19 protein-coding genes are annotated in these 20,070 nt (G+C 47.0%); 7 read left to right on the forward strand and 12 right to left on the reverse strand.

Going from position 1 to position 20,070, the window contains the following annotated elements; all coding sequences use genetic code 11:
* Positions 1-39 precede the first annotated feature (39 nt).
* Both TH61_RS15690 and TH61_RS15695 read right to left on the reverse strand, forming a co-directional pair.
* Positions 40-465 carry a hypothetical protein gene (locus tag TH61_RS15690; RefSeq protein ID WP_066511399.1) on the reverse strand — a complete coding sequence of 142 codons (426 nt, stop codon included), beginning with the start codon at positions 463-465 and terminating at the stop codon, positions 40-42.
* A gap of 58 nt (positions 466-523) precedes the next feature.
* On the reverse strand, positions 524-1,312 hold the full coding sequence (locus TH61_RS15695; protein ID WP_066511401.1) for an alpha/beta fold hydrolase: 789 nt from the start codon (positions 1,310-1,312) through the stop codon (positions 524-526).
* A 447-nt stretch (positions 1,313-1,759) separates the two neighbouring features.
* Between TH61_RS15695 and TH61_RS15700 the strand changes: the two genes are divergently transcribed.
* A complete protein-coding gene (locus tag TH61_RS15700; protein WP_066511402.1) occupies positions 1,760-2,476 on the forward strand; it encodes a 3-ketoacyl-ACP reductase in 717 nt (238 codons plus the stop codon).
* 95 nt (positions 2,477-2,571) lie between these two features.
* Here the strand turns inward: TH61_RS15700 and TH61_RS15705 are convergent, their stop codons facing one another.
* Positions 2,572-3,720 (reverse strand): DEAD/DEAH box helicase, encoded by a 1,149-nt coding sequence (locus tag TH61_RS15705; protein WP_066511403.1) that lies wholly within the window; start codon positions 3,718-3,720, stop codon positions 2,572-2,574.
* 144 nt (positions 3,721-3,864) lie between these two features.
* Between TH61_RS15705 and ligA the strand changes: the two genes are divergently transcribed.
* Positions 3,865-5,916 (forward strand): NAD-dependent DNA ligase LigA, encoded by a 2,052-nt coding sequence (gene ligA, locus TH61_RS15710; RefSeq protein WP_066511404.1) that lies wholly within the window; start codon positions 3,865-3,867, stop codon positions 5,914-5,916.
* Positions 5,917-6,112: 196 nt separating this feature from the next.
* Here the strand turns inward: ligA and TH61_RS15715 are convergent, their stop codons facing one another.
* Entirely contained in the window at positions 6,113-6,304 is a 192-nt protein-coding gene (locus TH61_RS15715; RefSeq protein WP_066511409.1) for a hypothetical protein, read from the reverse strand.
* A 246-nt stretch (positions 6,305-6,550) separates the two neighbouring features.
* On the opposite strand from TH61_RS15715, the gene TH61_RS15720 reads away from it, so the two are divergent.
* The 3 genes from TH61_RS15720 (at position 6,551) to dapA (ending at position 9,333) form a co-directional block, all read left to right on the forward strand.
* Positions 6,551-7,597, forward strand: coding sequence for a sensor histidine kinase (locus TH61_RS15720; RefSeq protein WP_082780402.1), 1,047 nt, complete (start codon positions 6,551-6,553; stop codon positions 7,595-7,597).
* Between the two features lie 18 nt (positions 7,598-7,615).
* On the forward strand, positions 7,616-8,353 hold the full coding sequence (locus TH61_RS15725) for a LytTR family DNA-binding domain-containing protein (protein ID WP_066511413.1): 738 nt from the start codon (positions 7,616-7,618) through the stop codon (positions 8,351-8,353).
* Between the two features lie 101 nt (positions 8,354-8,454).
* Positions 8,455-9,333, forward strand: coding sequence for a 4-hydroxy-tetrahydrodipicolinate synthase (gene dapA / locus TH61_RS15730; RefSeq protein ID WP_066511415.1), 879 nt, complete (start codon positions 8,455-8,457; stop codon positions 9,331-9,333).
* A 256-nt stretch (positions 9,334-9,589) separates the two neighbouring features.
* On the opposite strand, the gene TH61_RS15735 is transcribed toward dapA, so the two are convergent.
* The 8 genes from TH61_RS15735 to TH61_RS15770 form a co-directional block, all read right to left on the reverse strand.
* Positions 9,590-10,327: a (Fe-S)-binding protein gene (locus TH61_RS15735; RefSeq protein ID WP_066511417.1), complete on the reverse strand. Its 738-nt coding sequence runs from the start codon at positions 10,325-10,327 to the stop codon at positions 9,590-9,592.
* A 6-nt stretch (positions 10,328-10,333) separates the two neighbouring features.
* Positions 10,334-11,185, reverse strand: a complete 852-nt coding sequence (locus TH61_RS15740; RefSeq protein WP_066511419.1) for a hydroxymethylglutaryl-CoA lyase — start codon at positions 11,183-11,185, stop codon at positions 10,334-10,336.
* Entirely contained in the window at positions 11,182-12,357 is a 1,176-nt protein-coding gene (locus tag TH61_RS15745; protein WP_066511420.1) for an O-antigen ligase, read from the reverse strand. Before TH61_RS15745 ends, TH61_RS15740 begins: the two co-directional genes overlap by 4 nt.
* Positions 12,358-12,555: 198 nt before the next feature.
* Positions 12,556-13,671 (reverse strand): glycosyltransferase, encoded by a 1,116-nt coding sequence (locus tag TH61_RS15750; protein ID WP_066511423.1) that lies wholly within the window; start codon positions 13,669-13,671, stop codon positions 12,556-12,558.
* A complete protein-coding gene (locus TH61_RS15755; protein WP_066511424.1) occupies positions 13,672-14,469 on the reverse strand; it encodes a glycosyltransferase in 798 nt (265 codons plus the stop codon).
* Entirely contained in the window at positions 14,466-15,719 is a 1,254-nt protein-coding gene (locus TH61_RS15760; RefSeq protein ID WP_066511425.1) for an O-antigen ligase, read from the reverse strand. The genes TH61_RS15755 and TH61_RS15760 overlap by 4 nt, the downstream gene beginning before the upstream one ends.
* A gap of 3 nt (positions 15,720-15,722) precedes the next feature.
* Entirely contained in the window at positions 15,723-16,631 is a 909-nt protein-coding gene (locus tag TH61_RS15765; RefSeq protein ID WP_066511427.1) for a glycosyltransferase, read from the reverse strand.
* A gap of 477 nt (positions 16,632-17,108) precedes the next feature.
* Positions 17,109-18,356: a flippase gene (locus TH61_RS15770; RefSeq protein WP_066512954.1), complete on the reverse strand. Its 1,248-nt coding sequence runs from the start codon at positions 18,354-18,356 to the stop codon at positions 17,109-17,111.
* A 153-nt stretch (positions 18,357-18,509) separates the two neighbouring features.
* Between TH61_RS15770 and TH61_RS15775 the strand changes: the two genes are divergently transcribed.
* Positions 18,510-19,382 carry a hypothetical protein gene (locus tag TH61_RS15775; protein WP_066511429.1) on the forward strand — a complete coding sequence of 291 codons (873 nt, stop codon included), beginning with the start codon at positions 18,510-18,512 and terminating at the stop codon, positions 19,380-19,382.
* Between the two features lie 7 nt (positions 19,383-19,389).
* On the forward strand, positions 19,390-20,010 hold the full coding sequence (locus TH61_RS15780; RefSeq protein ID WP_066511432.1) for a DNA-3-methyladenine glycosylase: 621 nt from the start codon (positions 19,390-19,392) through the stop codon (positions 20,008-20,010).
* Positions 20,011-20,070 lie beyond the last annotated feature (60 nt).

The following is a 20,070-nucleotide window of genomic DNA, read 5'->3' on the forward strand; positions in this document are numbered from 1 at the left end:
TGATTCCTAGAAATCAGGCCAAAAACGGCTTTTTTATTTTTAAAGGGTATTTATAGATTCTTGCTCTGAGAGCCACCTTTCGGCCTCTGGTTTGCCTTCAAATTGTTTAACGGTCAGGGGGACTAAGACAGATTTCTCAAACTGCTCAAAAGACCGCTGGCCAAAAATACCCGGTGATATGATATGCGCGAAATATTTAAGCCCTAGCGCATGGGCGGCCGGCGCCCATTTGTTGGCCAGGTAATTCACCGCCACATCCCAGGGGCCTACCAATTCTTGGTTACTGTTGATGACGGCTATACAAGGTTTTTCGCGCAGCATGGCCAGCACATGGTTTCCGCCCATCACCACGCTTTCCAGGGTTTGGGTACCAATCCAATTAATTAAGATGTAAGAATTATCTGGCAACCTCTCGGCTTCAAAATAAACGTCCCCGTTGGCCTTCTTCAATTCCTTCTTCTGCATTAAAATGTGTGTATACTCCTTGCTGCTGCTTACCTTATTTGGGTCTGGTACTTACAACCTAAATAAATTCCTTGATAGCCTCAATGGTTTCTTCTGGGGCGCTCAGGTTGGGGCAGTGGCCGGTAGCTTTTAAGATCTTTAACTGGCTCTTAGGCATTTGCTGGTGCATATAAGTACCCACCGGCAAGGGAGCAATCACATCTTCAGAGCACTGAAGAATCAACGCCTCTACCGCCAGATTCTTTAAATCGTCTCTGTTATCTGAAAGGAACGTGATGCGCGCAAAATCCTTGGCCACGGTTTCATTGCTTTTGCAGAAAGACGCCGTCAACTCCTGGCCAAGTTCTGGACGGTCTGCGTTGCCCATAATCACGGGTGCCAATGCCTGCGACCAGCTCAGATAATCGCTTTCTAATGTGTCAAGCAAGCCATTGATGTCTTCTTGTGAAAAGCCGCCCACATAATCCTCGTCATTGATATACCTAGGCGATGGGCCGATCAACACCAGTTTGGAAAATCGTTCAGGGTCTAGAATGGAAGCCAATACCCCAATCATGGCACTCACCGAATGGCCTACAAAGATGACCTTGGTGAGCTCTAGCTCTTCGCAGATTTCCAGCACGTCTACGGCGTAAGACTGCAAGGAGGAATACCGGTCAACGGTATATTTGCTTGTGTCCGCTGACCCGAAACCTACATGGTCAAACAAGACGACTTTGTATTCTTGCTCAAAGGCCGGCGTGATATAGCGCCACATATTTTGGTCACAGCCGTACCCGTGGGCAAACAAAATTGCCTGCTGGCCATTGCCTTTTACGGTGACGTTGTTTCTTAGGAGAGCATTCATGAAGTGGGGGATTTAACTTACAAAAACTGAAAGACAGGTTTCCCCTGCCTGACGTAAGGTACGCATTTAAATTTTAACCAATTAGGCATTGACTTCTCTCTCCTTTTTCCTGAAAACAGTTAAGCAATGCGTTACCCTATTTGCCTGAGAAATACTTTGCCTCCATCTACGCCTCATTCCAGTTCAGGTTCTGCATTTCTATCTGGGGAATAAAACCCAAATTCATTTTCAGGCTGTTTTTAAGAAATCAGCTTAAAAACAGACACAAGCTCCTCCTTTGAAAACAATCTATCACCCTTTTTTTCTCTTTTATCTTGACTAGGTCTTGCCCCTCCGCAGGTTGGAGCTCCAACCTCACCCAAAAATGCCCGTTAATCTTAGAGCAATCTGCTGTCACCTATTAGGCAGAAGGATTGCCAACAGACAAGACAAGTAACGCTTACTACTATGGAATCATTGAAAGGAAAGACGGCCCTGGTCACGGGTGCCGGAAAAGGAATAGGAAGAGCCGTCGCCATAGCCTTGGCACAAGAAGGCGTGCACGTGGCCCTGCTGGCGCGTACCAAAAGTGACCTCATGAAAGTGGCGCAAGAGATTGAAGACTTGGGTGTAGACACTACCGTGGTTACAGCAGACGTCACCAACATCAACAGCGTGAATGAGGCCGTGGAGCAGGTGACGCAGGACCTGGGGTTTATAGATATTCTCATCAACAACGCGGGTACAGCCACCTTCGGGAAGTTCCTGGACCTGGAACCCGACCAATGGGAAAACATCATCAAGGTGAACTTGATGGGGCCTTATTACGTGACCCGAGCAGTTTTGCCGGCCATGATCTCCAAGAAGACCGGTGACATTGTGAACATCTCCTCAACTGCCGGGCAGCGCGGCGCCGCCATGACCAGTGCTTATAGCGCCTCTAAGTTCGGGTTGATTGGCTTAACGGAGTCCTTGATGCAGGAAGTGCGCAAGCACAACATTCGGGTGACCAGCCTCACCCCCAGCACCGTGGCCACCGACCTGGCCGTAGAACTTAAACTCACGGATGGTAACCCAGAGAAAGTAATGCAGCCCGAGGACTTCGCGGAGTTTTTGGTATGCCAACTGAAACTGAACCGCAGGGTGTTCATCAAGGATGCGGGTATTTGGTCTACTAATCCATAAGCCATTTCATAATTAAAGTAAGAAGCCCGTTTTTGGCCTGTTTTCATCAAAACAGGCCAAAAACGGGCTTCTTACTTTAAAATAATATGTCTGGGTTAAAAACCTTTTAAGTTAATTCCTTCGGTCTCCTGGGTGGGGATTACGCGCTTAGTCTGCTTCTGGATGATTTTGAAATGGTGCGCGTCTTCGGGCGTGACCAAAGTGATGGCTTCGCCGGTCTCACCTGCCCTGCCCGTACGGCCAATGCGATGGATGTAATCTTTGGAGGAGCGCGGTAAATCATAATTGATCACGTGCGGTAGAACAGGAACATCTATCCCACGGGCGGCCAAGTCTGTGGCTACCAGAACCGGTACCTTGCCTTTCTTGAACAAGGCCAGCGCCTCGGTCCTGGCGCCCTGGCTTTTCCCGCTGTGCAAAGCTACCGCTTTAACGCCGTTGTTGGCAAGTTTGGTCACCAGATGGTCGGCGCGCTGGGTGGCAGACACAAAGACCAGCACTTGCTGCATATTCTGCTGCTTGATTAAGTAACGCAAAAACGGCCCTTTCTTTTCTGAAGCAATCATATACGCTAACTCTTTGATCTGCAACTCTTCTTCGGGCTTCTCTTCTTCCTTTACTTCCACCACCACCGGGTTCACCAGTAGGGTCTCCTGGATGGCGTTCACTTTGTTGTCCAGCGTAGCAGAGAACAATAGGTTCTGGCGCTTTTTGGGCAGCAGTTTCAGGATTTGACGCATCTCTTCCTCAAAGCCCTGGTTTAGCATTTTGTCTGCCTCGTCCAAGACCAGCATTTCAACGTCACTTAAATGCACCGCGCCAGACTCTACCAAATCCAACAGTCGGCCCGGCGTGGCCACCAGAATGTCAGTGCCTTGCAGCTTCATCATCTGCGGGTTGATGGACACGCCCCCGAAAACCGCCAGGGTCTTCACTTTTATGGCAATGTGCGCACTGAATCCCAGAAACACCTCTCCTACCTGCAGGGCCAGTTCACGCGTAGGCACTAAGACCAGTCCTTTGACAAACCTATTTTTGAAAGCGCGGTTGGTTTGCAGCAGGTCCAGCATGGGCAAGGCGTAGGCCGCCGTCTTACCCGAGCCCGTCTTGGCAATGCCCAGCAAATCCTTTCCTTTTAACACCGCCGGAATGGCCTGTTCCTGCACCGGAGTGGCTTGTGAATAGTTCTGCGCTGCGGCGGCTTTCTGTAAGGCAGGCGATAGGCCCAGGTTGGCAAATGACATATATGAGATGCTTGTATACCTACAAAGGTACGGTTAATCTGCCATAAGCTGGGTTTTGAGAATTGGGTTAAATGTACAGGGCAAATTATCCTACCACTTGGCCGTTTTCCATATCTTTACCCCAGATAAAACCACCACCGCGCCATGCCTGAGCAGAACATACAAGCCCGCATTCTAGAGTTGACCAGCCGCCTGAACTACCTCAACTACCAGTACTACCAGAACAGCGTCTCTGAAGTCTCTGACTATGAGTTTGACCAGATGCTCGCCGAACTGCAGCAGTTAGAGGAGGCGCATCCAGAATATAAATCAGACAATTCTCCTACCCAGCGTGTGGGTGGGACCATCACCAAGAATTTCCCTACGGTCAAGCACAAATACCCTATGTTGTCCTTGAGCAACACCTACTCTGAGGAAGAGGTGCGGGAGTTTGACGCTCGGGTGCAAAAAGTCATTGGCGGCACGGTAGAATATGTCTGCGAACTCAAGTTTGATGGCGTGGCCATGAGCCTCACCTATGCCAACGGTGCCTTAACGGCTGGCGTCACCCGCGGCGATGGCACCCGTGGCGATGACATCACGCCCAACGTGCGCACCATCCGGACTGTGCCTTTGCACCTTCAGGGCCAGGATGTACCCCCAGAAGTTGAAATACGTGGCGAGGTGTTTATGCCCTTTCATGTGTTTGAGGAACTGAACAAGGAGCGCGAGGAAATTGGCGAGGCCCTGATGGCCAACCCTAGAAACGCTACCTCTGGCACTTTAAAATTACAGGACTCTAAAGAAGTAGCCCGCCGGCGCCTGAGCATGTTCGCTTATGGTTTGTTGAGTACGCCTACTTTGTTTGAGAGCCATTCTGAAAGCCTGGAGGCCCTGCAGCGCTGGGGATTGAACGTGTCCCCTACCTGGAAGAAATGCAGCACCATTGAAGAAGTAATGGCCTTCATACAAGAATGGGAAACCAAGCGCTTTGAACTGCCTATTGCCACAGACGGGATCGTGGTCAAAGTAAACTCTTATGCCCAGCAAGAGGAATTGGGGTACACCGCTAAAAGTCCGCGGTGGGCCATGGCATATAAATACAAAGCCATGGAAGCCGTCACGGAGCTACTGGGCATAGAATACAACGTGGGACGTACCGGGGCAGTGACGCCCGTGGCCTTGATGAAACCAGTATTGCTAGCAGGCACTACCGTCAAGCGCGCCTCTTTGCACAACGCCAATGAGATTGAGCGCCTGGGATTGATGCTGCATGACCACGTGATGGTAGAGAAAGGCGGCGAAATCATCCCGAAGGTGACGGCCGTGAAAATCGAACTTCGACCGGAAATTGCCACGCCCATCGTTTACCCTACGGTCTGCCCGGCTTGTAACACCCCCCTGGTGCGCTCAGAAGGCGAAGCCAACCATTATTGTCCCAATGAGAAAGGCTGCCCGCCGCAGGTAAAGGGCAAGCTGGAGCATTTCATTAGTCGAAAGGCCATGAACATCATGAGCCTGGGCGAGGGCAAGATTGAATTGTTGGTGGAACAAGGCCTGGTGACCAGCCCCGACCATCTGTATGACCTCACGTATGACACACTCTTCGGGCTTAAGAAGACCTTTGTCAATGAAGAAACCGGCAAGAGCCGCGTAGTCACTTTCCAGAAGACAACGGTAGACAACATCTTAAAAGCGTTGGAGAAGTCCAAAGAGGCTCCATTTGACCGCGTGCTTTTTGCTCTGGGCATCCGGTTTGTGGGCAACACGGTGGCCCAGAAGTTGGCTCAGCACTTCAGGAACATTGACGCTTTGCACGCCGCTACAGAAGAAGAACTGATTGCCGTCCCAGAGATTGGCTGGCGAATTGCGGCCTCGGTGCGGGAATATTTCCAGGATGTGGCACACCTGCATGTGATTGAGCGCCTGAAACACCACGGCCTGCAACTGGATTTAGGGGAACTGGCCGTAGTGGAGCCCGCCTCAGATAAGTTGGCAGGACAGACCTTTGTCGTGTCAGGGGTGTTTACCGGCTATTCCAGAGATGAACTGCAGGACACCATCATCGCCCACGGTGGAAAAATCGTCTCCAGCATTTCTAAAAAACTATCCTTCTTAGTAGCTGGCGACAAGATGGGCCCTAGCAAATTGGAAAAAGCCACATCCTTTGGCGTGAAAATTATTACGGAGGAAGAATTTAACCTGATGATTGCCTAATCTATTCCATATCAAAACATCTCCAAGCCTTCCGTTTTTAGGCTGGTTTCGGCAAAACAGGCTAAAAACGGAAGAGCGAGGGATCCATCCCTCGCTCTTCCGCTACTAAACAAAAACTAAACCTTATTTACTGTCACTATATACAACCAACGTCTAACTGAAAAGTTTATTGAGCTCACTAATAAATTTTTACCTTTTAAAACGGCCAAATCAACGGGGAGGAAAACCATGCCTTTCCTATTTGGCAAAAGACTTGATTACCCTTCTGGACAACGGCTGGGTTTATTCTTTCTTGATGCAGGGCTAAGATCTTTTGCCCTTGCACATCCCATTTGGCATTCAACCAACCAAGAAAGATTCCTATCACCACCACAAATAAAATTTTCATAGCCTTTGCGTTATATCTGCTTTCATAAAGGCGAATCTTTCATCGGCCTTTAACTGGATATAAATGAAATGCCTTCAATAAGCTTCTGCAACTAAGTTATACCAACAGCCATTTCCTCTAGACGAACACCTCCTTTACTGGCAGATTCGGGTTTGTCTAGGTGTTTGGGGCTTTGGTCTAGATTAGGATAGTAATCACGCACGAGTTCTTATGTTTGCGTAGTTTTTGCCTAATTCCCAAAAAACAATGAAGAATCGTCTGCCTCTTATGCTCCACGTCTTGTTATGGCTTGGACTCATTGTTTTCAATATCGTTTATTCCAACCTGCAATACTCAGAAATGCCGTGGCAATGGTGGGCCTTTGACAAAGCGCAGACGTTTCTCTTCCACATTGGCCTTTTCTACTTCAACTGGTTTCTGTTGGTGCCTAAGATTCTGGCCAAAGACAAGGTGGTTTTATATGCGGTAGCGGTGCTCGTTTCTTTGGCCGTTTTTGGGGCTGTTAGGGCGCCTTTAGAACTATTTGAATTCAAGCAACTCGCTGCCTTTGATGCAGAGTTAGCCAAGCAACTGGCCAAATTCCCGGACAGGTTCACGTTTTTCAGGATAATGCTGCAATTAAGCATTATGGGACTGATGAATATATTCTTGAGTTCGGCTTTAAAGGTGACGGGAGATTATTTAAAGAATGAGCGACTACGCAAAGAATTGGAGCATCAGCACATGGCTACTGAACTGGAATTGCTAAAGGCCCAGGTAAACCCGCATTTTCTGTTCAATACGCTCAACAACATCTATTCTTTGGCGTACCAGCAGGCCCCCAACACCCCAGACGCCATCATGAAGCTATCCTTGCTGCTGCGCTACCAACTCTATGAGACCAACACCACATTGGTGCCCCTTGAAAAAGAAATAGAACACTTGCAGAATCTCCTGGACTTGCATCGGCTTCGGCTCACAGATCCATCCTTGTTGTCTTTGGAAATCAAAGGAGACATCTGTACTTCCTTCTCCATTCCACCTATGTTGTTGATGCCGTTGGTGGAGAATATGTTCAAGCATGGACTGGCCTCAGCACCTATGCATTTGTGGCTGGAGGTAAATGGAAATACGTTAACTTTTACCACAAGTAACTCGCTCAAAGCTAACTCGCCTTCAGAAGTTTATGGCGGCTTAGGTTTAGGCAATCTACGCAGAAGGTTAGCTCTTTTGTACCCGCATGCACACACGTTTGAGACTAAGACCGTAGGCCAAGAATTTACGGCTACGCTTACCCTTTCCAACCTTACGTAAGAATCTTTATCTTTCTGTATGGAACTGACTTGCCTTGCCGTAGATGATGAACCCCTGGCCCTGGACCTGATGCGATCCTACATCAGCAAGGTACCCTATCTGCGCTTGCTCCAAACCTGCTCCAGCGCCTTAGAGGCCATGAGCGTTTTGCGGAATCAACAGGTTGATGTGTTGTTTCTTGACATTGAAATGCCAGATTTGACCGGCATCCAGCTATTGCAGGCCATGGGACCACAGAAACCCGCCGTGATTTTCACGACGGCCTACCCGCAATATGCGCTAGATGGTTTTACGCTTGATGCCGTAGACTACCTTCTCAAACCTATCCCCTTTGAGCGTTTTCTAAAAGCCGTGAACAAGGTACATGACTGGGCACAGCTACTTGCACCTCAGGTTACTTTACAACCAGGACAGCACGGTGCTAACGGTAAAGAAAGCGAGGATTTCATTTTTGTAAAGGCAGATTACAAAACCCTGCGGATAAACTTTAAAGACATCCTATTGATAGAAGGCCTCAAAGATTACGTGATTATCCATACGCCCGCCAAGAAGATCATCACACTGCTGTCCATGGGCAAAATCATGGAGAAACTGCCAGAGCATACCTTTGCCCGCGTGCACCGTTCCTATATTGTCTCTTTGCCTCATATTGAATCCATTGAGAAAAGCCGCATCAAGATCAAAGACCAGGAAATCCCGATTGGGGACAGTTACCGGGAGGAGTTTATGCGTTGGGTGGAAAGCAAGAACCTGTAAGCCCCTCTGCCCCAAGTGAAATATGGAAAGGCTTTGTCACTTTCTCTGAAGTCAAATTTGTACCTTTGGGCAGCACAATCATTACTTAACGTCACAAACGCATGCAATCTTTAAGAGGAACAGGTGTGGCTTTGGTCACTCCCTTTCAAGCTGACCATTCCATAGATTTAGACGCCTTCGCGCGATTAATAGAATACAACCTAAGCAACGGCGTAGATTACTTGGTAGTGAACGGCACCACAGGCGAATCTGTCACCACCACGCCTGAGGAGAAAAAGCAGTTGTTAGCTTTCGCCAAGAAGCAGATTGCTGGCCGCGTGCCTTTGGTATATGGCATTGGAGGGAACAATACCCAAGCCGTTGTAGAACTTATCAAGAACGCTGATCTGTCTGGAGTAGACGCCTTACTGTCGGTGAGCCCATATTACAACAAACCGTCCCAGGAAGGGATTTACTTGCACTACACTGCCGTGGCGGATGCTAGTCCTGTACCTGTGATCTTGTACAACGTGCCTGGCAGAACCGGGAGCAATGTCACAGCGGCTACCACTCTGCGCTTGGCCCAACATCCCAACATCATAGGTATTAAAGAGGCCTCTGGCAACATGGAGCAGTGCATGGCCATTGTAGAAGACAAGCCCGAAGGTTTTCTGGTCATCAGTGGCGAAGACATGTTAACCGTACCTATGATTTCTATTGGCATGGACGGCATTATCTCGGTGCTGGCCAATGCCTTCCCGGCAAGATTCAGCCGGATGACCAAACTGGCGTTGGAAGGTAATTACCAAGAGGCCGGCGCTTTGCAGCGTTCTTTCCTGGCAGTGAACCCTTTGATGTATGAAGAAGGAAACCCGGTTGGGGTGAAGTTTGCCTTAGAGCAAGTAGGCATTTGCAGTGCCCATGTTCGCTTGCCTTTGGCACCCGCGTCAGACAGTCTTAAGCAGCGCATCAAAGCAAGCTCTGTGGGTTTGGATAAGTAATTCGGTAAGAGAGGATTAAATCAAAAGCCTCTGGTTCTGTTTTTAGCCTCTTTTCTAGGAATTAGGCTAAAAACAGAACCAGAGGCTTTTTCATTTCAAGCAAGATTAAGGTCTTATTTCAACAGGCCAATTTTACTTAGAATGCTGATGTGACACTAATAATCAACTGACAGACAATAAGTAAATTAAAAGCGCCGTTTTTTGCTTGCTTCCAGTGAAACAGGCAAAAAACGGCGCTCTCATTTATGTAAGGAAATTACCAGCCTTGCGTCAAGACATCTGCAATGTGCATGACTTTGATAGGCTTGTTGTTGTGCTTGATGTAAGCTTCCAGGTGCATGAGGCAACTGGTGTCTGTAGAAACTATGTATTCTGCTCCGGTGGCTAAGGCATTTTCTACCTTCTGTTCGGCCATGGCTACGGAGATGGCATCAAATTTCACGGCAAAAGTGCCTCCAAACCCGCAACAAGTCTCGGTTTCGCGCATCTCTGCTAACGTCAATCCTTCTACCATTCCTAACAGTTGGCGAGGACCTTCTTTAATGCCGCATTCCCTCAGTGCGCTACAGGCATCGTGGTAGGTTACCTTGGCCGGAAGTTTTGCGCCAGGAATATGAGTGACTTGCAGGATGTCAGTGAGGAACTCGGTGAGTTCAAACACTTTGCGTTCCATGGTGCGGTATTTCACAAAGTTTGAGGAAGTCACAAAGATGTCGGCGTAGGCGTTCCGGATCATGCCTACGCAAGACGCCGAGGGTGCCACGATGTAATCACTTTGCTCGCTAGAGAAATCTTCCAGGAACTTGTCAGCCACCTGGCGGCATTCCTTCTGAAAACCCGCGTTGAACGCCGGTTGGCCACAGCAGGTCTGGTTGGTATTGTACTTGACCATACAGCCCAGTGCTTCTAATAGTTTCACCATGTTCCAGGCAGTTTCTGGAAACAATTGGTCTATGAAGCAGGGAATGAATATATCTACAACAGGCTTTGCCATCTTACCTTAATGTACTTGAAAAACAGAAGTAGCCAGCGTGAGCGCTCTTTGCAGCGCCTGCTGGTTTAAACCCAAAGGTACCTCTTTCTCTTGTAAATAAGACAGCACCTTTTCTGTGGGCATGTTGCCTACCAGCTCATCCTTGGCCATGGGACAACCACCATACCCTAATAAAGCGCCATCAATCCGGCGGCAACCGCTAGTATAGGCTGCTTCAATTTTTTCGCGCCAAGTGGTGGGATTAGTGTGAAGGTGGGCTCCAAATTCAATATGCGGAAATGCCGGAATCAAAGAGCTAAACAAGTATTGGATGTTTTCAGGCGAAGACACCCCAATGGTATCTGACAAAGAAATGATCTTTACGCCCAGTTTATCCAGCGTTTCGGTCATGGTGCTCACCTGCTCTGGTCCCCAAGGCTCTCCGTAAGGATTCCCGAAGCCCATTGACAAATACGTCACCAATTCCTTTCCATGCTGCACACACAGATTCTGTAGCTGTTCCACTTCCTCCAAAGCCTCTGCAATGCTTTTATTGGTATTGCGTTGCTGAAACTCCTCTGACAAAGACAAAGGAAAGCCTAGGTATTGGATTTGTTTGTGCTGCACCGCTTGCTGTGCGCCCCGCACGTTGGCAATAATGGCCAGCAGTTTGGTTTTGGTAGTAGAAAGGTCCAACATGCCCAAAACTTCCTCGGTATCCCGCATCTGCGGAATAGCTTTGGGAGACACAAAGGAGCCAAAGTCAAGGGTGTCAAAACCAACATCCAGTAAAGCTTGCAGGTATTGGGCCTTTAAGGGCGTAGGTACAAAGTCGTGTAGACCTTGCATGGCATCTCTAGGGCATTCTATTATTTTCATACAATCTTTTCTTTGACGGGCGGCATTGGTGTAGAGAGGGAATATGCCACAAATAAACACCAGAAAAAAATATAAAAAGCCACCCCCTCTTGGGTTCTAAGCAGTGACTCTGTCATGGAACTGAAAAGCAGCAACACCATAAACACCATTGCCATCCAGTTCTGGGTCTGCCAGAATAGCTGCAGAGATTTTACCAGCAACCACAGAAACACCATGAGTCCTATAAACCCAATGGCCATGGTAATTTCCAGAAACTGATTGTGCGGGTCAAACCTATTCTGGACGGCGTAGATAAACCCTCTGGCTTGGTAGGCTTGTACAATCTCATCTTTCACATCCCCAACACCCACTCCCAGCAAAGGATTTTGCTCAATCACATCTAAAGCGCATCGCCATTTAGCCAGCCGTAGGGTTAACCCGTTCCAGTTCTGGGCTTGGTTGGCGGCGTTAAAATGGTCCAGTTTGTTTTGGTTAGAGAAAGAGTATTCTACGTTGCCGATGCTTTCAAACCTTGATTTTGTCTGCGGAAACAATTGTAACAAGCCAACAAAACCAGCCAAAATCAAGAAGACGCCTGCCCCGGCCATCACATATTTCCGCTGTTGCATCAATTTTACAAACAGGGTTGCCATGCCCACGGCCAATGTGATTAACAGCACCATCCGGACGGCCAACAAGAATAAAATTAGAAAAAGGAACACCGCCACAGCCCCTAAAACCCATTTCTCTGTTTTCTTAACGGCATTACTTAAAATAAAATAGCCACAGATGAAGATGGAGAAACTGACATAGCTCCCAAAGAAGACAACTCGTTTTTTGGTGATGCTGATTAAGCCTTCGTTGTAAAAATAGTTCGCGTCATGGTTTATGTAAAGGAAGGTGTACACACGGTAGAACAAACAAGCCATACTGACCGCCGCACAGAGGTAGACAAACAGTTTTAACAAATGGTGGAGTTGTTTCTCTGAAACCTTAAAATTGGAAAACACCAACGGGAACAATAGAAACGGCAGCCGCACGGCTAAGGCAGACGCTGCGTCTACTTTGTTAGAAGAATAGAAATAACTGAGGGCACTTAATAGGAATAACAGAAAGAATCCTTGATACACCCTATACCTGGCGCCAAACAAAAACTCCTTGACATGGATGGTCGCATTAGCAGAACTGGCCATCCAGGGGATTAGTAGTAGTATTGCAAAAAGGTGATTAATGGAGGCTAATGGAAGCAACAAAGTGCTGGTATAGCCTATTAAGAGGAGACCTCTCACCCGCGCCATTTTCTCCGCCCCTTCCTGAACCAACATGCTCTGTGTACTCAATCTATTTATGTAATACCCTAAAGAGGATTTAACCTTCGTCTTTTTACTCTTTTACCTTTCAACAACCTCCAAGTTACCTTGGTAAAGGGCTCTCATCTTGGAGAAGTTAGCTTGCGCATTAAACTGACTGGCACACAGGTGCAAAGAGGCCTCTCCCATTTGGGTAATTTTTTCAGGATTATCTAGCCATTCCTTTAAGAAACTGATGGCTTGGGTGGCATTGTCATATAAGTGGCCGTTCTTACCATCCTGCACTAAATCAACGTTGCCCACAGCCCGATTTAAAAGCAAGGCCTTGCCACAACTCATGGCTTCCAAAACCGCAAATGGCAATCCTTCCCATAGCGCCGAAGAAAGGTAAACCTGGCTTTTTACAAGCTCTTCGCGCACCTGTTCTTTGGTTAACCATCCAGTCACTCTAATGTTAGAACTTGTAATATCTGACCTTAATTCTCCTTCGCCAATCCAGACAAACTCTACTTTGGGATTCCCTACAAAAGCATGTGCAATCTGGTTGAATAATGCCGGGTTCTTTTGGTTGGACAAGCGACCGGTGGTACAGACCGTGATTTTAGGATGGGCCACATCATTTAGCTTAGGCTCATGATTGGTGATTTCTGTACCGTTGTTCAGGAACCCCAACGGTTTCATGCCCTGCTCCACATAGGCATCAAATTCTGATTTGGAGCAGCAGAGAATCTGCCCTGACATGGAATGGGCAAAACGCTCTAATTGCGCAAAGAATTTCCGTTTACCCAAGGTCACATCCAGGCGCAGAAATGGGGCGCCATTGGGTGTATAGTAGAGCTTCTCTTTTCTTCTGTCCAGAAAAAACAACAGCCGCCCTATAAATCCTGCTTTTGAGGAGTGTAGGTGCACGACATCAAATGGTCTTATGTCTTTTAAAAGTCGGCGTAGGCTAAGAATGCTTTTTAAGTCTTGGAAAGGCTTTACCTCGCGTTGCACCTCTTTCCATTGAAACAGCTGCACATTTGGTAGAGGAAATTTATCCTTGAAATCTTGAAGCACAACGGCATCTGCTGGCCTCCCGTCTAAGGTGTTGCCAAAAACAACTATATGCTCATCTTGTGGTAAATGCCGGGTAATTTGAATGACGTACTCTAGTAAACCGCTTCCCAGCGTCTCAGCAATGTGTACAATGCGCATTTAGTATAACTTTTTCTTCGCCCAGGAGATCCAACTATAAGGCAGCATTAAAAATACGCAATTTTTCACAAGCCCTATAAACGCGGGTAGGCTGAAGTTGAAATAATGGAGAATTACCTTGTTCCGGCTTTTAATCTGGATGTTGCGCTTGGTCATGGAAATACCGTTGGGATGGTGCTCACAGGTTAGGAGCACCTGGTCCATCATGGCTACCTTAAACTTTTTTACAAACCGAAAGAAGTATTCATAATCCTCGGCGGCTTTATACTCTAAAGAATAATACCCAAGTGTATCAATGGCGGCCGCCTTGAACATTACCGAAGGATGCAAAAAGCAATTGGCTATGTACATTTGAGAAGCGATTTTCTCATGCCGCGTAGGTGCCGTAAACGTGAATAGATGCTTTTGCTGAGGATCTACCATGTCTACCCAGGAACCAACCAAATAAACCTCTTCTTTTTCCTTCAAGAATTTTGCCTGAAGATCTAACCTATCTGGATGACAGGTATCTCCCGCATCCAGTCTAGCTATGAATTGGCAACCAAGTTCATCCTTGGCAAATTGTAAACCCTTGTTTAATGATACCTCAATCCCTGCATTTGCGGTGTTCGTCAAAACATGCAACGCCACCTGTTCTTTAAGATAAGGCGATAACTGGGACGCTTGGATGGGCGGCTGGCTTCCGTCATCTATCACCACCACGGCCGTTGGACGCTGCGATTGGACACTACCAACAGATTTCTGCAGACCTTCCAGATTGTCATAGCACGGGATGACAACCGCAATCTCTACTTTCATGCTATGGAAACTGAAGAATTAACTGAAAAAGTATCTGGCTTGTAGTGGTATTGCATAAAGAAAATTCCCATGTACAGCCAAATCATACTTTCAGCGCCTCTAAACTGAATGAGCGAACTAATAAAATAACAAAGCAGGATGATGGCCAACGGGTCGGCTAGTTTAGCCCAGTGTATTCGTCTAAGCAATTGAAACACGATCACCAGATACAACGGCAACCCTAGCAGTCCAAACTCTAAAAGTACTTGTAAGTAATAATTATGGACATTCTGCTCTGAGAAATCAATGCCGCTCACGTTTTCTAATCCCAGCATGGCATTACCTGCGCCATAACCCAGGTAATGGCTTTGGGCCATGGCAGCCGGAAAATGTTCCCACATGGCCTTTCTACCTGACATGCCCGCGTCTTGCGAGGAGCCAAAATCTGCGAACCGCTTCAGGCCATAAATTTGCTGAGAAACCTTCCCCAAATCTACACTCACCAGCACCAACAAGAATAGAATGCCAATGCCAGTCACCAGGTATCTCCGCTCCACCTTGCTAGGAATTGCAGACATAAAACGTAGTAAAAAGACCAGCAAACTCAGAATCACCCCAACCCTAGAGGCATACAAGATGCTTAGGCCTAAAGAGAATAGAACCAGTAAGTAAAAAAGGAGTTTGCGGTTTTTCACAAAGAATCCCAGGTGAAAGGCCACCCAAGTGGCCTCCAGGTTCACACCTCCGCCAAACAGGGTTTCAATGTTAGGATGGCCAATAGGTGCCTTTAAAAACCGGACTACCTCTTCCTGGTAATAAAACAGCTTTACCGCAATGATGGCAAACACCAATAAAGACACTTTCCTGAAAACTGAGACAACTTCCTCTTTAGTCAACTGGCTACCTATTAAACCTCCAATGATTAGGCAATAGAAAGCAAACAGGTAATTAATAATCATGCTGTTAAAGCCATACACCACATATAAGGCTAATGAGGAGAGTATCACCCAGATGCAGAAATGGTACACGTACCTAGGAAGTTTGGGTAGCCAGATTCCGCTTCTGGCAAGAAAGAACAATACAAATAGCAGAGAGCCTACGTGGTACCCTTTTATAGTATCAATGGATTTCTGCTGAAACTCGTCCTCCAAGGTCATCCAACCGGTAATGCTTAGCATTTGCAGGTTGAGTAACAGGAAGAAGATTCCTAAAGTAATTTGCAAAACCAACCGCTGGGAAAGATAAAAGCCCATTTTAAAGGTTTGCTCCATGGGCTATTCCATTTTAATCTGACCCAGCTTGGCGCCAAGGCCCTGGCGTATGGCCCCTATTTGCTTTTTCCAGCCTGCCCAGCTAGTGTCTTTGTCAATTAAGACGTTTTGCAGCACCAGTCTAAACAAGATCTTTGGCAGAGACTTAAAATAGAATTCACTTATAGAAGAATGCTTCTTCAGCAGAAACACATTATTACGGTACTCATACAGCCTTTTCACGGGAGAAGCCTGCACCGCTTTTACACATTGCCCCATTACCTTAATGGACACATAATGGGTCTGCGGGTGGTAAATTCTGCTACCGGTTACATAAAACAAGTGCAGATTATACTTAACACGGGCTCTCAGGCACATTTCGGCGTCATCACCCCAGATGAATATCTCTTTTAAGGGAAGGCCAATCTTTTGGAGGGTGGATTTATGAATACAGAAGCCTAAGAAGGGAATGCTCGTGGTCTCCACTACCTCTTCTTGCAGACAGCTGGCTTCATTAGTAGTCACCCACTGTCCTCTGAGTTTCACTTTGGTATACCAGGCTAACTTTTGATTGTCTGTCTCACTGATGGCAACACTGCCATAGATGTTTCCGGTCTGGTGCAAGTGTTTGTCCAGCTCTTCAAAGGCCGTAGAAGCCACGACGCAGTCATCGTCCATGCACCAGCTCCAGTCATACCCTAACTCAAGGCTTTTCTGCATGCCGTGATAAAAACCGCCGGCCCCACCAAGGTTTTCCTGAGTATGTACCAGTAAATCACTTTGCGACTTCAGCCATTCTGCCGTGCCATCTGTAGACCCGTTGTTTACCACCAGAATAGCGTCCACGGCCTTTGTCTGGTCTTGCAAAGACCGGACGCATTGCTTGAGCAGCTCAAGACGGTTATAAGTGACAACTATGGCAATGGTCTTCATCCAGAAATTTTAAGGCGATATACTTGGCTCTGTTAATTAAGTTGGAGTAATGAATTATTTAAACGCTAACCTGCTCTCCCTCAAATCAAAAAATTAGGCTGATCTACTTTTTGAGCTCTAAAAAACAGCCTACAGTATTTACCACACTACTATAATAAGGCGGCAAAATTGGTTATTAAAACCTATAAACACTACAAGTTCTCTGCTTTTCTTCCTCTCCTAGGATCCTGGCTCCACAATAATTGCGCTGATTTTGATAGACTTGCATGGTCAATCTGTATAAGTACAGCAGCCTTTCTAACTCAAACTATTCAGGTAGTTCTTAATGCCTTTATTAACGCGTGATAACGACAAAAATATTGTACGGCCGTTTTTGACCTGTTTTGGGGAAATTAAGCCAAAAATTAGATACTATAGAAACTTTAGAGCTACTCTCCTAATGAGGGCCAAGGAGGATCATACTACCAATATAATAAATTACAACAATTTAATCCTCTTTTTATACAAGAAAAGAAACATAAGTGCTGTCACCAAGCCTTCGGTAATCATTAAAAGAATGGCTACTCCGGTGTATTCAAAGCGCTCGGCAACAAATGGCGCTGCACAAATATTTAAAAGGCTCCCAGTAAACAAGATGTAAAAGAATTGTCTTCGGTAGCCCAGGTTTAACATGGCTTGAATGCCAAACACATTGCTCAGGCAGACCAGCAATGGCAAACCAGCTAAAATCCGAAGTACGGGCACCACAGGCAGGAACTCCTCTCCCATGATGATCTTCACCAGCCATGGCGCCGCAATGGCAATCAGAACAGACACCAACGCAGATCCCACAAAGGTCCACCTAGCCAGCTTCCGTAACAAGGCTACCATTCTTTCCTGAGATTCATGCATCAATTTGCTTAAGTAAGGAAACAATGTCTGCGACACAGGAATGAACAGACCTTGAACGGCCCTAACAATTTTTTCGGCGCCCGAGTAATAGCCTGCTGCCTCCGGACCTGCCAATAGGCCCAAGAAGAACGTGTTGGAAATGGTATAGGCGCTGATAGACACATTGGAGATAAATACAAACCACCCCTGCTCCAATTGGTGCTTTATTCCCGAAAAAGTGACAGCCGTGGGTCTGAGGTGAAATTCTTTCCAAATCAAGGTCAAGCTCACGCCACCAGCTACTATAATCCCTAAAGACTGGAAAAGGGGCACCCACAAAATGTCTTCGGGCTGGCGCACTACCACCATAATGGCGGTGGCATAAATAACTTTTGCGACCAAATGCACAATGGTCACATATTTCATGCGCTCCATGCCCTGGAAAAACCAAATGGGCATGAGCAACTGGCCTAAAGCCACGCCATACGCCACCAAAAAAAGCAATCTGTTCTCCTGGAATATAGGAACCCAGGTCACCAAGGCCAGCAAGACCAGAAAGCAGACAATAAAAAAAAGCAGCTTGAGTGACAGAATATGCGTGACGATTTCCCTCAGCTTTTGCGGGTCGTCATGGTGACGGGCAATTTGCTGCGTGCCTGACAAATCAAATCCGTAGTCAATAACAATGATAAAGTATTGAATGAACGCCTGCGCGAAGCTGAGCAACCCAAACGTAGCTACGCCCAGCGCTTGCATGAGCACCGGCATAACCACTAGTGGCAATAGGTAGTTAAGCCCTTGCAAAACTGACAAGGACAGAAAGTTCTGAAAAAGACGATTTCTGGTCTGGTTCATCAGCAACCCTTGCACACGTACTGGCAGAAAACGCTTCAAAAGGACTGGAAAAGAGGTGGAGACTGTTTTAACCGAAACACAAAACTACTAAAAGGCCTTTAAGCGGGAATAATATAAAATGACTATTTTAGCCGGTCTTAATTCAATGCCCACATGAGCACCCACCCAACTTCTATGCCTCCTACACCTTCAGAATCTGGGGAATACATTGATATCTTCTCCTTATTAAGAAGCTTCTTCCGGTTCATTGGGGTTTTAATTCAGGTAGTCTTCCGGAATATCCTGCTGGTGCTGGCCTGTTTGATTGTTGCCGTGGGAATTGCCTTTTATGAGTACAAATCCAGAACTCCTTATTATATCTCTGAGATGGTGGTCACCACAGGCGCGCTGGATCCTATGATTTCATCTGTGCTCTTGGAACGACTTTCAGCTGATATTGAGGACCAAAGTCCCGAATTCCTAGCCCGAAAACTGCACATCTCCCCTTCCGCTGCCGGACAAATTTCTAGCATCGGGGCCATAGAACTGCCACCAACAAATCTCACCAATTATTATGACTCACTGGGCATAAGGGCGCAACCCATTGTCTTTAGCGTGACGGTGCGCAACCCGATTTACTTTGACACCGTGCAGACGGCTCTTGTGCGTTACGTAGAAGAGAACCAGTTTTTTAAGCAGTATAAGCAATCCCATGAGCAACGCATCACCTCCTTTATTTCTAGAATAGACAGGGATATTGCGCAATTGGACAGTGTTAAATTGGCGGTCATCCGTTCAGGAAGATCCACAGACGCCATCCAGCCCGAGGGTTTGTTTAGCGAAGGCTTGGGCTTGTACAGAAAAAAGGAAGCCCTGCAGCGACAGTTAGAAGATTTACACCATGTGCAGGTGGTTGTTCCGTTCACGCCCCAGGCTAAACCGCATGGTCCCAAGAAATGGCCGTTTCTAATCATTGGCGCTTTACTGGGTGGATTAGTGGGAACTGCCTTGGCCTATAGAAGAGATAAGAAAAGAGGTTTAATCTAACTTAATCATGGCGTCCAATCAACTTTTCAGCAAAGACCCTGTGCTGCAGGAGCTTGTGAACAAAAGCGAGGAGATTACCTTATCCAAGGACCGCAAACCCATCTATGATTCGCTGCTGAGTTCAATTATCTCTCAGCAATTGTCTGTAAAAGCGGCAGCTACCATCAAAAGTCGGTTTTTGGCCTTGTTTCCAGAAAACAACCCAAAACCAGAATTGGTCTTAGCTGCCTCCACAGAAGACTTGCGCGCGGTGGGTCTTTCGGGTCAGAAAGTTGGCTACGTGAAAAGCGTGGCGCAGCACAAGCTGGATGGCCTTCTGGAAGACGCAGACATTGCGCACCTACCTGACGAGGAACTGATTGAACGACTGGTCGCCATCAAAGGGATTGGAAAATGGTCAGCAGAGATGATTCTGATGTTTGCCTTGCAGCGCCCAGACGTGATGCCGGTAGACGACCTGGGTATTTATAATGCCATGAAACGCCTGTACCAGTTTAAGGAATCCCATAAAGAAGCCAAAAAGAAGATGCTAGCGCTTTCTCAAAACTGGCAACCTAATAGAACCTTAGCCTGCCAGTACTTGTGGCAATCCTTGAACAACACCCCAGACAAACCCACGGTTTCTTAGCCTTAAAATACTAGGAAGAAGTTGGCAGCTACTATTAATTGAACGCAATACCGTTTTGGG

The sequence above is a fragment of the Rufibacter sp. DG15C genome (genome assembly GCF_001577755.1).
Taxonomy (GTDB): Bacteria; Bacteroidota; Bacteroidia; order Cytophagales; family Hymenobacteraceae; genus Nibribacter.